Genomic DNA, 15,081 nt, shown 5'->3' with positions numbered 1-15,081 from the left:
ACAAGTCGCATTTACACACAAAATGCCACTTCTTTATTTTGTCAACAGTCTGAAATGAGCTAGAAAAAACTAGCTCATCTTTTCTTGAGGAAAGTGCTGATTGCAGGTATAACTGAAATCACAATTATAGCAATGGTAACCAACCCAAAATGGTCCCTGACTATTTTTAAGTTCCCGAAAAAATACCCCCCCAACGTAAAAAAAGAAACCCACAAAATTCCACCAAACGCGTTATAAAACAAAAACCTAAAATACCTCATCTGGCCAATTCCTGCAACAAAAGGGACAAAGGTTCTGATGATAGGGATAAACCTTCCTACCACAATAGTAATAGCGCCGTACTTCTCATAAAAATCACGAGCTTCTAATAAATGCTCCTTTTTTATCAATTTTAAATTTTCTCTCTCATAGATTTTTTCACCAATAAATTTACCTATATGATAATTAACTGTATCTCCTAATATTGCAGCAAAAGCTAAAAGCACAATCACATAGTAGATGTTCAAACTTCCTATCGCAGCAAAAGTGCCTGCAGCAAATAAAAGCGAATCACCCGGGAGAAAAGGGGTCACTACAAAACCCGTCTCAAGAAAAATGATAAAAAACAAAAGACTATACGTCCATGTGCCATAAGTTTGAATTATCGTCCCAAGATATTTATCCAAGTGAAGTACAATATCTACAAAATTTTTTACGATGTCCATTGATTTCATCCTTCCATATACATAGTCCTTTTCAATTATACTATATATATGAAAGGTTGTGTGAAAATACGAGAAATTTTAATCAAACTTTAATCTTCTCCGTTATACCAGCCATGCCTGTGCCTCATTCCGCCGTGACCCCTCATATCCTCCCCGTATACTTTGTAATTTCCTCCTTCTACTCTTATAGCCTTGCCATTGACCAAGGCATCAGCTATCTTCTGCCTTGCAGAAGTTATTATTCTAAAAAAGGTGGGTCGAGACACTTTCATCATATCAGCACATTCTTCCTGCTCTAACCCTTCTAAGTCTTTAAGCCTTATGGCCTCAAGTTCTTCAACCGTGAGTATAACTTCTTCCAGCATGGAAAGCGGAATTCCTACCGGTTTAAAGTAAGTAACGTTTGGTTCACTTTTAACCCATCTCCACTTCGGCGGTCTCGGCATTTTATCTCACCTTACTATCTTTATAAATTGTAATTACTTTAATATTTTATACTTTATACAAAAAAATATCAATCCCTCATAAAGTCCAGAAATTTCTCTACAAGAATCGGGTCAAATAATCCACCAGCAGATTTCTTTAACTCATATAAAGCTTTTTCCTTGCTCATACCCTTATTTATCATCCGAACATATGCCTCTACTATAGAAACAATTCTACACTCATAGGGTATTTCTTCTCCTTTCAAGCCGAGAGGATAACCCGTACCATCCCAATTTTCGTGATGCATCAAAATCATATCTGCTATATAAGCAAGGTCAGGAGAAGACAGGGCTATTCTATACCCTATTTCACAGTGCTTCTTATATTCCTTCAATTCTTCATCCGTTAGCGGATTATCTTTTAACACTTTTTCTGAAATTCCTACCATGCCTATATCTCTAAATTCTGCTAAAAGTTCTAAATTTTTTATTCTAATAGGTGAAAGTTTTATATGCCTTGCAAATTCTATAGAAAGCTTCTTGATCTCTTCCTCGAACCTCGTAAACTCTGGCCTTCTTACTCTGTAAGTCCTCAAAATGGAGTCTAACATCTTCCTGTAGTGGCTTCTTTTATGAAAAAGCTTTTCTCTGTACATGCTGTCATCGGCTTCTTTAAAAACTTGCTCCAATTTCTGCAAGCTGTTCACTTTTATCGAATATCCTATAGAGATGCTAAAGGGATACTCCTCACCTTCAAATTGAAAAATTGTCTTTCCTACTTTTTCTCTTATAGAAGCCACAGCTTCCTCCAAACTTCCTCTGTCACTTCCTGGAAGAATTATTGCAAATTCATCTCCACCTATTCTTGCAACTACTTCCTCCCCTTTAAAGCATTCTTGCAGTATTCCAGAAGCTTTCTTTAAAAGCTGATCTCCTGCTTTATGACCTATAGTATCATTTATAAGTTTTAATCCATCCACGTCACATAAAATAAGGCCTACTGGAATTATTCCCCGTTCCTCAAATTCCATAAGCTTCTCTTCGAAGAAATTTCTATTATAAAGTCCAGTTAAGAGGTCATGGGTACCTATGTGCCTTATCTGTTCTTCTGCAAGTTTTCTCTCTGTCACATCTCTAACCACAGCCATTATGAGTTTTTCCTCTTCGAAATCCACCGTTATCATATTGGCTTCTCCATAAAACAATTCTCCACTTTTTTTCGCATATTCAAAATTTAATATCACACCTTCTTCGCCACTTTTTTCGAGTAAGCTAAACAGTCCCTCCTTCTTGCAATTGCACAAGGAAAAAATATACATATTTAAAAGTTCTTCTATTTTATAACCATAAGCCCTTTCTGCAGCCTTATTTGCCTCTACAATTTTACCATCATCAAATCTTGCAAAAAAGATTATGTCATTTATGCTGTCAAACAAAAGTTTATATCTTTTTAACAAAAGCATCGTTTTCTTTTCTTCAGTTATGTCATGAGAAATAAATGAAATACCTGTATATCTCCCCAGTTCATCCTTTATAGCCGCAATTGAAACAAGGACATTTATATACCTGCCGTCTTTTCTTATTCTAATTCCTTCATAGGGAGCAACTTCTTCTCCTTTGAGAAGCCTTTCAATGACCCTATTTATCTTGTCTCTTTCGAATTCTGGTATAACGGTATATATGTGTTTACCTATGATTTCCTCTGCTTTATAGCCATATATCTTTTCACAACCCCTGTTCCATGTCTTTATTTTTCCTTCTAAATCAAAGCTTCCTATTCCCTCTTCCGAAGTCTTTACAATAAATTCGTACTGTTTAAGGAGTTTCTCATACTCCCTTTTTTCTGTTACATCACTAAACACCAGAACAACACCAATTACATTCCCCTTTGCATCCTTTATAGGAGAAGCAGAATCAGCTATCGAGATTATCCTTCCATCTTTAGATAAAAGAGCAGTGTGATTCGCAAGCCCTTGTACTTGACCACTTTTCAAAACTTTTTCTACAGGAACTTCTGCTTTTTCACCAGTTGCTTCGTTGATTATCCTGAACACTTCTTCAATATTTTTACCTAATGCTTCCCCCTCTTCATATCCCGTAAGCTTTCCTGCGGTTGGATTGATAAACTCTATCCTTCCTTTTGTGTCTGTCGCTATCACTCCATCTCCTATACTTCTTAAAGTAATATTCAACTTTTCTTTTTCCTGATAGAGAGAATTCAATAATTCCTCTTGCCTTTTATTAAAATTTGCCAGCTTCCATACGGCTCCCTCGTAAAATTGCATGAGGAGAAAAAGAACAAGAATGAGTTTTAGTGTAAAAAGAAGGTCAAAATCAATAAAATAATTTCTTAGGTTAAAATGCTTTATAAAAGGGAATGTAATCTCCCTCATCCCTATTATAAGCATAAATAGGGCCATAATGATTCCGGATAAACCTTCTTTATAGTAGTATTTCTTTCTTAGTATGAAAGTTGAAGATATAAACTGTATCAACCCTAAAGAGAAATAAGTAGGAAATACAGCCAAGAAATTAGCAACATTTAAGAACTTACCCATAAAATACCATACAGGAAAGGCAAATAACATCCCTAAATATTTTTTATAACCAGCATCTACTTTAAAGTAATTGAAAAACCCTAATGAGAAAAAAAGAAGACTAAAAAAGGTTAACAAGTATATCAGAACTTGTATCGAAAAAACACTGGGTAAATCCCTATATATTATCGCATATTCAAAGATATACCTTATAAAATCGCTTCCCCAAGCTGCTCCCCAAAGCAAAATGTACTTTTCTTTTTCTGCATTATGAATAAAAAGATAAAAAGAAGCTAAAAACAACAGTATAAGTATTTGATAGTTAAGCGATACGTGTATGCCCTCAAACATTCCTTTCCCTCTCTCCCAAAGAGCAAGTTATACCTATTTTCATTATAATTTTATTTTGGATTTATGTCCATTGTTATTTAATCTCTTATAAGAACTTCTTTTACTCTTTGGGATACGATGTCTTTTGCTTTAAGAATAAAATTTAAATCACAATCTTCCTCTCCACTAAGCTCTTTATCAAGCACACCTTCATTATATTTATAACGCTGAAGCACATACCTTTTCGCTCTTGAAATGAGGGTCCCAATAGAGTCAAAATCTTCTAATGTAAGCAACTTATCGTTTACGGTAGTCCTGAATTCATACTCAACTCCAGAATCCTTTATGAGTTCAACACTCTTTATCACGTTCTCTATATCTTCTTCTTTTTGTAAAAAAAGGATATACTTCTCTTTTGGAGCTTTTATATCCATGGCGATGTAGTCAAGCAGCTTTTTATCAATCAGCCTCTCAAGTATCTCTGGCCGTGAACCATTTGTATCCAGCTTCACCTCAAACCCCAGTTCCTTTATATTTTTTATAAAATCTTCTAATCCTTTCCAAAGTGTAGGTTCTCCGCCTGTAATACACACTCCTTCTATCAAATTTGCCCTCTTTTTAAGGTAATCAAAGAATTCTTCTTCGGTCCGCTTCCCTTCTCTTACTTTTATCAAATAGGAATTATGACAGTATGGACACTTAAAATTGCAGCCACTTGTAAACACAGTGGCTGCAATTTTCCCTGGGAAATCCACGAAAGAAACCGGCAAAAAATCGTACATCATATCACAAATTCCTTCCTTTTCTCAAATTCTTTTTTCTTTCCTTCGTTCCAATTCTTAATAGGTCTGTAATATCCTACTACACGGCTGTATATCTCACATTCTTTATCACAATAAGGGCACTTTTCATGCTCCCCTGAAATGTAACCGTGGTCCTCACATACAGAAAAAGTTGGAGTTATCGTATAATAAGGAATTCGGTAATTGTAAGCAATCTTTTTAACCAATGCCTTACAAGTATTGACATCATTAATGCTCTCTCCTATAAAGCCGTGGAATACTGTACCGCCTGTGTATTTAGTCTGGAGTTCCTCTTGCAAGTCCAAAGCCGTAAATATATCTTCAGTAAAATCCACAGGAAGTTGAGTAGAGTTTGTATAATAAGGCACATCATCTCCCGCAGTAATGATATCTGGGAAAAATTCTCGATCCTTTTTAGCCAATCTGTAAGAAGCTCCCTCAGCAGGGGTAGCCTCTAAATTGTACATAAAATTAGATTCCAGCTGATATTCTTCTAATTTATGTCTCATAAAGTCTAATACCTCAAGGGCAAATTTCCTCCCCTCCTCTGTGGCAATAGTAACTCCCATGAAATTCAGCAAGGCTTCATTCATACCTATAAGCCCTATGGTGTTGAAATGGTTCTGCCAGTAATAGCCAAACCTCTTTTTCACATCTCTAAGGTAAAACTTAGAATAAGGATAAAGCCCCATTTCTGTCATCTTCTCAAGTACTTCCCTCTTTATTTCAAGGCTGGTCTTTGCAATGTCCATGAACCTTTCTAACCTCTGGAAAAATTCCTCTTTAGTCCTTGACAGATAACCAATCCTCGGCATATTTATCGTCACAACACCTATGGAACCCGTCAGAGGGTTTGCCCCAAAAAGCCCTCCCCCTCTTCTCCTCAACTCTCTATTATCTAATCTGAGTCTACAACACATTGACCTTACATCGTTTGGATCTAAGTCGCTGTTCACAAAGTTACTAAAATAAGGAAGTCCATATCTAGCTGTCATCTCCATTACTTTGTTTACAACAGGACTATCCCAATCAAAATTTTTAGTTATATTATATGTCGGGATAGGAAATGTGAATATTCTACCTTTCGCATCTCCTTCCATCATAACTTCAGCAAAAGCCATATTTATCATGTCCATTTCTTTTTGGAATTCTTTATATGTCCTGTCCAAAACCTTTCCGCCGATTATAACAGGCTCGTCCTTCATAATCTCAGGCACAACCAAATCCATGGTTATATTTGTAAAAGGAGTCTGAAATCCTACTCTTGTTGGAACATTAAGGTTAAATATAAATTCTTGAATCGCTTGTTTGACTTCTTCGTAGGACAAATTATCATAGTACACAAAAGGAGCAAGATATGTGTCAAAATTGGAAAAAGCCTGTGCCCCAGCAGCTTCTCCTTGAAGTGTATAGAAAAAATTAACAATCTGCCCAAGGGCTGACCTGAAGTGCTTCGGCGGTTTACTCTGAACCTTTCCCTCAACTCCTGTAAAGCCATTTAAAAGCAAATCTCTCAAATCCCACCCACAGCAGTAAACAGATAATAGTCCTAAATCATGAATATGTAAATCTCCGTTTATATGTGCATCCCTCACCTCTTTAGGGTATATCTTGTTTAACCAATAATATGCAGTAACACTACTCGATATATGATTATTAAGCCCTTGAAGAGAATAGCTCATATTGCTATTTTCGTTTACTCTCCAATCCTGTTTCCCCAAGTACTCATCTACCATTTTTTCAATATCCATGAACATCTTTTTGAACTCTCTTATATCTTGGTGCTGTTTTCTATAGAGAATATAAGCTTTTGCTGCTTTAGCATATCCTCTTTTTATTAAAAATTCTTCTACAATATCTTGGATTTGCTCAACACTGGCTATCCCTTCAAAAACTTGTTTTACATACGTCGTCACTTCATCAGCAATTTGTAACGCTTCCTCGTATTTCCCTTCTCCCACCGCTTTAAAAGCTTTGTAAATTGCATTTGAAATTTTTGCCTTATCAAATTCGACTTCTCGCCCGTCTCTTTTAATCACTCTCATCTCAATTTCCATAAGGTATGCCTCCATTCCTTTTCTAAATTACTTATATGCGTACAAAATATAGTATGTGTTGAGTTTTGTACCTCAATATTTAGTATATCATGGCATCTTAAACAAGTCAATAAAAAATAAAAGAGGCATTTTAATTTGCCCCTGTTATTCTTAAAAACTATGAAAAGTAATGAGTTTTGCACTTACTACATATCCCATAAAAATTCAATTCACCGTAGTAAATATCAAATTCATATCTTTTCTCTATTTCTTTTATTGTCTTTATGAGTTCCGGACTGTAATACTCATCGATGCTACCACAGTGTTTACAGATTAAGTGCGCATGTACCCTTTTTTTACTAAACATCTTGAGCTCATAGTATTTTTTATTTCCAATGAGGTTTTCAGATACTATATCATTTTCTACTAAAATCTTCAAATTCCTGTACAAAGTAGCAATTCCATAGTGAGGCCATCTTTTCCTTACTTCTTCATAGAGTAAATCAATATCAAAATGCTTATCTGGATTTTTCAAAAAGACATCAAGAAGAATCTGTCGCTTTTCTGTGACTTTTAATCCCCTGTCCTTTAACACTTTAATTAGGAGAGGTAGAAGGTTTTTTTGATTTTTCCCCATAACAATCACCAAATTTCAAACATATGTTCAATTTAAATATACAACCTTTGTTGACATATGTCAATAATTTTCGTACATTTTCCTCCATTTCTCCCATAGAAAATCATCTATTTCATCCACGAGTACAGGGTCAAATTGAAGACCTTTATTACTTATAACCTCTTTTTTTATCTGATCCCAAGGCAAACTTTCTCTATAGGGTCTTTTTGAAGCCATAGCATCAATACTGTCACAAATCGAGATAATTCTTGCTCCCAAAGGGATTTTGGTCTCTCTCAATCCTTCAGGATACCCTCTACCGTCCCATCTTTCGTGATGGTAAAGCACAATCTGCGCTATTTCCTTTAGCCTTTTTGACTTTATTAAAATGTTATACCCAATTACTGGATGCATCTTTATAATTTCAAATTCATGTGGGAGAAGTTTTCCTTTTTTATTTAATATCTGATCAGAAATCCCAATTTTGCCTATGTCATGTAGGTGCGCCGCAATATGTACTTTCTCAAGCTCTTTTCCCCTCAACCCCACTTTTTTTGCCAAGTCCACAGTCATATCCGCCACTCTTGTTGAGTGACCTTTCGTATAAACGTCTTTTGCTTCTAATGCTGCGATCAAACACTCTATTATGTCATGAAAAATATCTTGTCTTAATGTAAAAAATTTCATAAACTTCCTCCCATCTATTTTAGCATCTTTTGTTATTCAACAAAACCCCTGCTCCCGCAGGGGTTTTGTTGACTTAACTCCTCTTTGCCTTTATCATTTTTGCCGTTCTCTCTGCCACCTCTTTTTTTGTAGTTGTAAAAAGTTCTTTTTCAAATTTAAACTCCGTTTCTTCTCTATCATATTCTCCTTTGAATTTTACGACTTTTAGAAAAATCTTTTCTCCCTTTTTGAAAAACTCCAATAAATTATCAGAAGCCTCCATCAATTTTTCATTGTAATTTTGAAACATATCTGAATTAACAGCCACAAATGAAATAAAATTCTTATTCTCAGAAGTTCCAAGTAAAGTCCTTATAAGATCTTCTTTCCTTTCTGTATTAACAAGAAGAAGTGTAAAGGAGGGTATAACAATAATCGTATTTTCAGCCGCTAAATCCAGTATCTGTTTTAATATTTCAGGCTCACTGTAATCTCCTTTATAATAATTATCCCCTTCCTTCTTTAGCTCTTTTACTGCTGGATCATAGTCAAAAAATGTTATATTTTTTTTCTCTTCTTTTAATCCAAACACTTGTAAATTCCTTAATATCCCCTCCACAGGAGCACTTGTTGCAAGATAAAACACATTTGCACCATCTACTTCATTTAAAAAAGCAGCTATAAATTTTTGGGCAAACAAGGGTTTTGCAGCCGCCATAGGCCCAGCAAGTAAGGTAAACGACGGCAAACTAAATTTTAAACCCTCTATCTCAAAATAAGCCGGAAGTTTCATTAATTACACCCCCTACAGTTTCCTGATAAGAGGTATGAGATTTGTTCTACCACTTTCTGCCTCTTTTTTTATCTCCATCACTATCTCTTTTGTAAGAGGCACAATAACCTCTTCCTCCTGGAATCCAACATTATGCATTTTAACTACTTTCAAAGTTAGCTTCATTTCTTCATTCATTCCGCTGAGTAAAAGATTGTAAGCAGCTTCCTCTAAAGCCCTTGCCCAATCTTTATAAGCATCGCTATTCAAAGTTAGAACATAAAAATAACTCTTGTCCTCACCTCTTACCAAGGATATTAATTTTTCATACATCTTCTCCCCGTAAGTTTTTGAGAAAAATAGCAAATTTAAAGAAGCACTGGTGATGAGAGTTCCTAATTCTCCATCCTTCTTGACCTTCTTTCCTGCCAAATCTATTGCTTTGTCCCAGACTTCTGGTTTGACATAATTAGCTCTCATTGAATTTTTAGAGATTTCTTCTACCTCTTCTATTTCAGGTGAAAGTTCAATATAAAAAACTCGTTCCTCTTCCTCATACTTTTCCACGTCGCATCCCAAATATTTCATCATTCTCCTGTGGGTTTCAATTGAAGTGCTGGCTGTCATAAAAATTACACTTCCGCCTTTTCTCAACCACTCATCAGCAAAAAAATTTCCTATAAGCGGTTTTCCTGAACCACCCGGTCCGCTTACAAGTATGGGTTTTTCGTATTCCCATCCATCAAAGAGAAGGTGTTTTAGCCATTCTCTTTCAAAATACATCTTTCCCATGATATCACCTCATTTTATTTTTATATCCATACCATAACCTTATAAATTATACCCGCAATCAGCATCCCGTATATGAAAGCAGAAAGCGTAACGACTGCCGCCTTTACAAAGCCAAATTCTTTTATGAACATACCAAAAGCTATCATGCAGGGAATTTGTATAGATGATGCCAAACCAAAAGTGAATATCTGAAGCTTTGTTAAAACACTTCCAAAATCATAGGTACCCATAGCATTTGCTAACATAGATATTACAAGGTCTTTTTGTAGAAATCCATAGAAAATCGGTATAATAGTATTTTCAGGAAGTCCTAACCAATTTACCGTCAAGTATCTAAAAGGCTTCACCACAAGAGCTGCAATGTTATAATACTCTAATATCCCATACAATATGCCTCCGGCTATTAATAGAGGAATGACAATTGTCACAAAATCCTCCATCCTCACCCATGATTTAACCAGCAAATTCTTTGCGACAGGAAGTCGGTAAGGAGGCATCTCTTCTACCACCGGCAATCTTTCTTTTGACACAACTATTCCCAAAATCTTTGAAGTGATCAGAAAAACAACAAATAAAGTGATATAAATTAATGCAAGATATCCTATTCCTGCATAATGTCCCACTAATCCAAAAAGTATAGCGTTTCGGGAGGAACATGGCACTACAGAATAGAGTATTGCTACTTTCAATCTGTCTTTAAAATTGCTCAATACTCTTGTGGATTTTATAGCAGGCACACTACATCCAAATCCAAGCATCAGCGGGATTATCGCCTTAGCAGGAAGATTTAGTCTTGACATTAATCCATTGAGGGCTATTATAAAGCGGGATAAAAGCCCTGTATCCTCCATAAAGGTAAGGAAAATGTAGAATAAACCCACATAAGGAACGGCAATGCTTATTCCTGCTGAAAGACCTATAAAGGCATTTATTACCAAAACATTGAAAAGAGGATGGTAACTAGCAAGATATCTACCAAGGCTTCCCGCATATCCCTCGAATAAGCTCCCCAGTGTGTCTTGGAACCACCCACCTATATAAAACAATCCCAAAAATACAAGAGATAAAACACCTATGCTGAACAAGACACTTCCTACAGGATTGTTAAGTATGAAATCATCTAACGCATTTAGCTTTTTTGGCTTATCTTCTTTATAAGTCAAAATCTTTTGAGAAATATAAAAAGCGTATCCTGCTCTAGTTATGACTATATCCTTAGTGACATTTGGATGCACTTCTTTGTACTGTTCCTTCAAATGTTCGAACCTTCTCAAATTGAGGATTTTACATATCATTTCTCCCTCTTCTAATATCTTTACAGCAATACCTCTTGTAGAAAGCCTTCCTCCATAATCAATCTCCTTTTCTATTACCTTTATCATCTCTTCTATATGGTCATCATAATGAATAGAATAGTTAGGCCTTTTAACCAAATCAAAAGCTTTCTTTAATTTTTCAATTTCTTTCTTAAAAGGATTTATTACCACTACAGGAACTCCAAGTAATCCCTGCAAGGCTTCAAGGTCTATCTTTACACCCTTTTTTAAGGCTTCTTCATAAAAGTTTACCGCTATCATAAAGGGAATACCTAATTCGGCCAATTGAAGAGAGATTATGAGGTTCCTTTCTAAAGCAAGTGCATCTAAAACGTGAATCACAAAGTCATAATTTTCTTCCAGCACTAATCTATAAGTTACTTTTTCTTCTTCACTGGAAGGTGTAAGGCTGTAAATACCAGGAGTATCTACAAATTCCCAGTACTCATCCCCTACCTTTATCTTTCCTTCAGTGACATCTACAGTGGTACCGGGATAATTAGAAACAATGACCTTTGTACCAGTTAAGGTGTTTAAAAATAAAGATTTCCCTACATTAGGCTGTCCGACCAGAAGAATCCTCAAAAGTTTCTACCCCCTCTATCCCATCGCCAACCTCTTTTCCCAGTACCACTAATCTTCCGTGGGACTCTACCACTAAAAAATCTTCCCTTTTTTTTATAATTTTGAAATAGCTACCAGGGGCAAACCCTAACCCTATCAGTCTTGACAAAATCATAGGATTATCTATAGAAATTCGCACAACAAAACCCACCTGTTGCTCTTTAAAATCTTTTAATTTTTTAGGGGAAGAGGCTACTTCAAAAGCTTTTTTCATATCCTTCATTGCATAATGCTCCAAAGCATGAGCAATTTGGTGCCCATATAGGCTTTCTACAAAATTGTGTTTTTCATATATACTTTCAGCTTCTTTTTTCCCGTCTTCTGTAAGATAAACTTCTTGCCTTTCAAAGTTTACAAAATTATCTTTTTCTAAACTTTTTACTGCTTCAATTACGTCTTCTTTATCTACCTTACTCTCAATTGCTATTTCTTCCAATGTAGATTTATTCCCTTCTTTTTCCTTTAAAAATCTTAAAACATCCTCTTTCAATACTTTAAGCCATTCCATCGCCTCTCCCCCCTAAATTTAATTTTTACAAGTCATTTTACACTCCCTTCCAAAAGGGCAGCTACGACACTTATCAATTTTTTTAAAATGTCCCTTAATTCCAATCAAAATCATGGCAGTCGAAAGAAGTCCTGCTCCCACTAATATAATATATTCCACATCAAACACCTTTTCCCTCCCATTTTACAAAATTTTTAGCCAAGTCCTAGAATTCGCCCTCCTTGATATACCAAAACTGCCATTAGCCATCCGAGAATCAGAGTGTATCCTATAGCAAAGAAAGTCCATTTCCATGAATTGGTCTCACGCCTTATAGCAGCAATCGCAGCTACACACGGAATGTATATAAGAGTCATTACCATAAATGCGTATGCAGAAAGGGGAGTAAAATGTTGCCTTATAGCTTGTATCAGGGCATCCCCCTCTGCCCCATATACTACACCAAGAGTACCTACAACAGTTTCTTTCGCTAAAACTCCAAATATCAGAGCCGAAGCTGCTTCCCAAGTGCCAAATCCAGCCGGCTTTAAAATAGGGGATACAGCGCTTCCCAATCTTCCAATATAGCTTTCGGCACTAGCATACTCCACTCCACCAGGAAGACTAGATAAAATCCACACCAGCACAACTACTCCCAAAATTATAGTGCCCGCTTTTCTCACAAATAAACTTCCTCTCTCCCACATGTGAATAAGCAACCCTTTTACAGTAGGTACTCTGTAAGGAGGTAGCTCCATGATAAAAGGAGCTGTCTTTCCTTTGAAAAGAAATTTTTTAAATATCTTAGCCATTACAATTGCCAGCACTATTCCCAGAAGATATATAGAAAACACCACAAGCCCTTGATTCTTAGCAAAGAAAGCTCCCGCGAAAAGCACATACACAGGAAGCCTTGCAGCACAAGACATCAAAGGATTTACCAGGATAGTAACCAGTCTATCCTCCTTATTTTCCAAAGTCCTAGTGGCCATTATACCGGGCACATTGCAGCCGAAACCTATCAGCATAGGTATGAAAGATTTGCCATGAAGTCCTAAAGCAGTCATAAATCTGTCCATAACATAAGCAGCTCTTGCCATATAACCACTATCTTCAAGCACAGAAATTGCAAAAAATAGAAGGAAAATCGGTGGTATAAATACCAATACAGAACCGATTCCTGCAATTATTCCATCTCTTATAAAGGAAATTAAAATATCAGGTGCAGCGATTGACAAAAGCCAGGAGGCTGTAACTTCACCCAGCCAGTCAAAAAACATTTCTATCCAGTCTGATAAGGGATTGCCCAAAGCGAAAGTGAATTCAAAAACTGCCCACATAGCTACAAGAAATATTGGAATGCCAAGGTACTTATTCGTTACAATCCTGTCTATTTTGTCAGATAAAGTGTACCTCTCTTCAGGAGCTCTCTTCCTTTTCACACATTCCCTTACTATGCCAGAAATGATTCCATATCTTCTATCAGCAACAACAACTTCTGCATCTTCTCCAAAAATCTCTTCTAACTTCTTTTGGATCGACTTGACTTTCTCCATCAATGCCGTTTTGTGTGAAAACTCTTTCATTATGTTCTCATCATTTTCTATGAATTTAATAGCCAGCCACCTAGGAAAAAACTTCTTTGAAAGCTCTTCATCTTCCTTAATCAAACTTTCAAGCTCAGAAATGCCCTCTTCTAATTCTTTGCCATAATCTATGCGATAGCCCTCTCCTTTAGCTTCTACTACCTTCAGCACATTCTCCAGTAACTCTTTTACACCTATTCCTCTAGTAGCCACTGTCATTACAACTGGAACTTTCAAAAGCTGTGACAGTTTATCTTTATCAATCTCAATACCCTTAGCCTTCGCTTCATCTGACATGTTTAAAGCCACAACCAAATTTACATTCATCTCTAAAAGCTGCATTGTAAGGTACAAATTTCTTTCCAGATTAGTGGCATCTACCACATTAATCACAACATCTGGCTTATCGTGTATTATAAAATTCCTGGCAATCACTTCATCTTCCGTGTAAGCCCCCAAACTGTAAGTGCCAGGAAGGTCTACCACCTTAAAATCCACACCCTCAAACTTAAGCCTTCCTTCTTTTTTCTCAACAGTAACTCCTGGCCAGTTGCCTACGTGCTGTCTTGCTCCAGTGAGCTCATTAAATAAGCTTGTTTTACCTGAATTCGGATTGCCCGCCAATGCGACTACTAATTCTTTTTTGTCCCCTAAAACGCCCATCTTTTCCATTTTGACCTCCCCTACAATTCTTCAACCAATATTTTTTGTGCCATACCAAAACCTAAAGCAAACCTCATCTCCTTAACTCCTACTATAAGTGGACCTACATCATTTTTTACAACCAGAATTTCTACTCCTCTTGCAATACCCATTTCAATCAACCTTCTTCTTATACCTTCGCCTCCTAGTATATCAACTACCATAGCCTTTTTCCCCGGTGGAAGCATAGAAAGAGGCAATACAATTCCTCCCTTTTTTAACAAATTATATCACCTCGATTTCTATCTGAGAAGCTTCGCTTTTTCTAAGACTTAACCTGTAGCCCATCACTGTAACTTCAATCGGGTCTCCAAGTGGCGCCATTCCTTCTACTTTTACTTCTGTACCGTAAATTACTCCCATATCTACAAGCCGCTTTCTCAGCTCTCCCACTGCTTTAATTTTTACTATTTTCCCCCTTGCCCCAACAGGCAGCTTATCCAGAGTACTCACTTTCTCTACCAAGCTAATGCCTCCCTTCTTTTCGACATCAAATTGATATACAGTAATATTTGATATTGAGAATAATTCTCATTATCTAATAAAAGAATAGCATACTCCTCTTCAAAAGTCAATAAAGAAATAATCCGCCAATTAGTGGCGGATACAGACTGTTGACAAAGTTTAAAGAGTGGCATTTTGTGTGTAAATGCGACTTGTTGTCAAAGCGATAACTAAACTTGGC

Annotated in this window: 14 protein-coding genes; all 14 read right to left on the bottom strand. The window is 36.3% G+C overall.

Going from position 1 to position 15,081, the window contains the following annotated elements; all coding sequences use genetic code 11:
* Positions 1-74 precede the first annotated feature (74 nt).
* On the bottom strand, positions 75-704 hold the full coding sequence (locus ACPLVE_RS09840) for a VTT domain-containing protein (protein ID WP_424611381.1): 630 nt from the start codon (positions 702-704) through the stop codon (positions 75-77).
* Between the two features lie 89 nt (positions 705-793).
* Entirely contained in the window at positions 794-1,150 is a 357-nt protein-coding gene (locus ACPLVE_RS09835; RefSeq protein WP_424611380.1) for a DUF134 domain-containing protein, read from the bottom strand.
* Positions 1,151-1,218: 68 nt separating this feature from the next.
* Complete coding sequence (locus ACPLVE_RS09830; protein ID WP_424611379.1) at positions 1,219-4,017, bottom strand: PAS domain S-box protein; 2,799 nt, start codon at positions 4,015-4,017, stop codon at positions 1,219-1,221.
* A 77-nt stretch (positions 4,018-4,094) separates the two neighbouring features.
* Positions 4,095-4,781, bottom strand: a complete 687-nt coding sequence (locus ACPLVE_RS09825; protein WP_424611378.1) for an anaerobic ribonucleoside-triphosphate reductase activating protein — start codon at positions 4,779-4,781, stop codon at positions 4,095-4,097.
* Positions 4,778-6,856, bottom strand: a complete 2,079-nt coding sequence (locus ACPLVE_RS09820) for a ribonucleoside triphosphate reductase (RefSeq protein ID WP_424611377.1) — start codon at positions 6,854-6,856, stop codon at positions 4,778-4,780. The genes ACPLVE_RS09825 and ACPLVE_RS09820 overlap by 4 nt, the downstream gene beginning before the upstream one ends.
* A gap of 157 nt (positions 6,857-7,013) precedes the next feature.
* A complete protein-coding gene (locus ACPLVE_RS09815; protein WP_424611382.1) occupies positions 7,014-7,472 on the bottom strand; it encodes a Fur family transcriptional regulator in 459 nt (152 codons plus the stop codon).
* Positions 7,473-7,532: 60 nt separating this feature from the next.
* A complete protein-coding gene (locus ACPLVE_RS09810) occupies positions 7,533-8,138 on the bottom strand; it encodes an HD-GYP domain-containing protein (protein WP_424611376.1) in 606 nt (201 codons plus the stop codon).
* Between the two features lie 73 nt (positions 8,139-8,211).
* A complete protein-coding gene (locus ACPLVE_RS09805; protein ID WP_424611375.1) occupies positions 8,212-8,910 on the bottom strand; it encodes a hypothetical protein in 699 nt (232 codons plus the stop codon).
* 12 nt (positions 8,911-8,922) lie between these two features.
* Positions 8,923-9,681 carry an ATPase domain-containing protein gene (locus ACPLVE_RS09800; RefSeq protein ID WP_424611374.1) on the bottom strand — a complete coding sequence of 253 codons (759 nt, stop codon included), beginning with the start codon at positions 9,679-9,681 and terminating at the stop codon, positions 8,923-8,925.
* Positions 9,682-9,701: 20 nt separating this feature from the next.
* Entirely contained in the window at positions 9,702-11,582 is a 1,881-nt protein-coding gene (gene feoB / locus ACPLVE_RS09795; RefSeq protein ID WP_424611373.1) for a ferrous iron transport protein B, read from the bottom strand.
* On the bottom strand, positions 11,554-12,129 hold the full coding sequence (locus tag ACPLVE_RS09790; RefSeq protein ID WP_424611372.1) for a FeoA domain-containing protein: 576 nt from the start codon (positions 12,127-12,129) through the stop codon (positions 11,554-11,556). The genes feoB (ACPLVE_RS09795) and ACPLVE_RS09790 overlap by 29 nt, the downstream gene beginning before the upstream one ends.
* Before the next feature lie 194 nt (positions 12,130-12,323).
* A complete protein-coding gene (gene feoB / locus ACPLVE_RS09785) occupies positions 12,324-14,366 on the bottom strand; it encodes a ferrous iron transport protein B (RefSeq protein WP_424611371.1) in 2,043 nt (680 codons plus the stop codon).
* An 11-nt stretch (positions 14,367-14,377) separates the two neighbouring features.
* Complete coding sequence (locus ACPLVE_RS09780; protein WP_424611370.1) at positions 14,378-14,620, bottom strand: FeoA family protein; 243 nt, start codon at positions 14,618-14,620, stop codon at positions 14,378-14,380.
* 1 nt (position 14,621) lies between these two features.
* Positions 14,622-14,861, bottom strand: coding sequence for a FeoA family protein (locus ACPLVE_RS09775; RefSeq protein WP_424611369.1), 240 nt, complete (start codon positions 14,859-14,861; stop codon positions 14,622-14,624).
* Positions 14,862-15,081: the final 220 nt, after the last annotated feature.

The organism is Caldanaerobacter sp., assembly GCF_049701115.1.
In the GTDB taxonomy this organism is placed as follows: domain Bacteria; phylum Bacillota; class Thermoanaerobacteria; order Thermoanaerobacterales; family Thermoanaerobacteraceae; genus Thermoanaerobacter.
The sequence above is the reverse complement of the archived record's forward strand: the minus strand, read 5'-3'. Positions and strand labels throughout refer to the sequence as shown.

Excerpts from the sequence above, each read along its gene's own strand:
- ACPLVE_RS09790 (WP_424611372.1), bottom strand. The coding sequence starts at position 12,129 with ATGGAATGGCTTAAAGTATTGAAAGAGGATGTTTTAAGATTTTTAAAG.
- ACPLVE_RS09820 (WP_424611377.1), bottom strand. The coding sequence starts at position 6,856 with ATGGAAATTGAGATGAGAGTGATTAAAAGAGACGGGCGAGAAGTCGAA.
- feoB (WP_424611371.1), bottom strand. The coding sequence starts at position 14,366 with ATGGAAAAGATGGGCGTTTTAGGGGACAAAAAAGAATTAGTAGTCGCA.
- ACPLVE_RS09815 (WP_424611382.1), bottom strand. The coding sequence starts at position 7,472 with ATGGGGAAAAATCAAAAAAACCTTCTACCTCTCCTAATTAAAGTGTTA.
- ACPLVE_RS09800 (WP_424611374.1), bottom strand. The coding sequence starts at position 9,681 with ATGGGAAAGATGTATTTTGAAAGAGAATGGCTAAAACACCTTCTCTTT.
- ACPLVE_RS09825 (WP_424611378.1), bottom strand. The coding sequence starts at position 4,781 with ATGATGTACGATTTTTTGCCGGTTTCTTTCGTGGATTTCCCAGGGAAA.
- ACPLVE_RS09805 (WP_424611375.1), bottom strand. The coding sequence starts at position 8,910 with ATGAAACTTCCGGCTTATTTTGAGATAGAGGGTTTAAAATTTAGTTTG.
- ACPLVE_RS09840 (WP_424611381.1), bottom strand. The coding sequence starts at position 704 with ATGGACATCGTAAAAAATTTTGTAGATATTGTACTTCACTTGGATAAA.
- ACPLVE_RS09810 (WP_424611376.1), bottom strand. The coding sequence starts at position 8,138 with ATGAAATTTTTTACATTAAGACAAGATATTTTTCATGACATAATAGAG.
- ACPLVE_RS09830 (WP_424611379.1), bottom strand. The coding sequence starts at position 4,017 with ATGTTTGAGGGCATACACGTATCGCTTAACTATCAAATACTTATACTG.
- ACPLVE_RS09835 (WP_424611380.1), bottom strand. The coding sequence starts at position 1,150 with ATGCCGAGACCGCCGAAGTGGAGATGGGTTAAAAGTGAACCAAACGTT.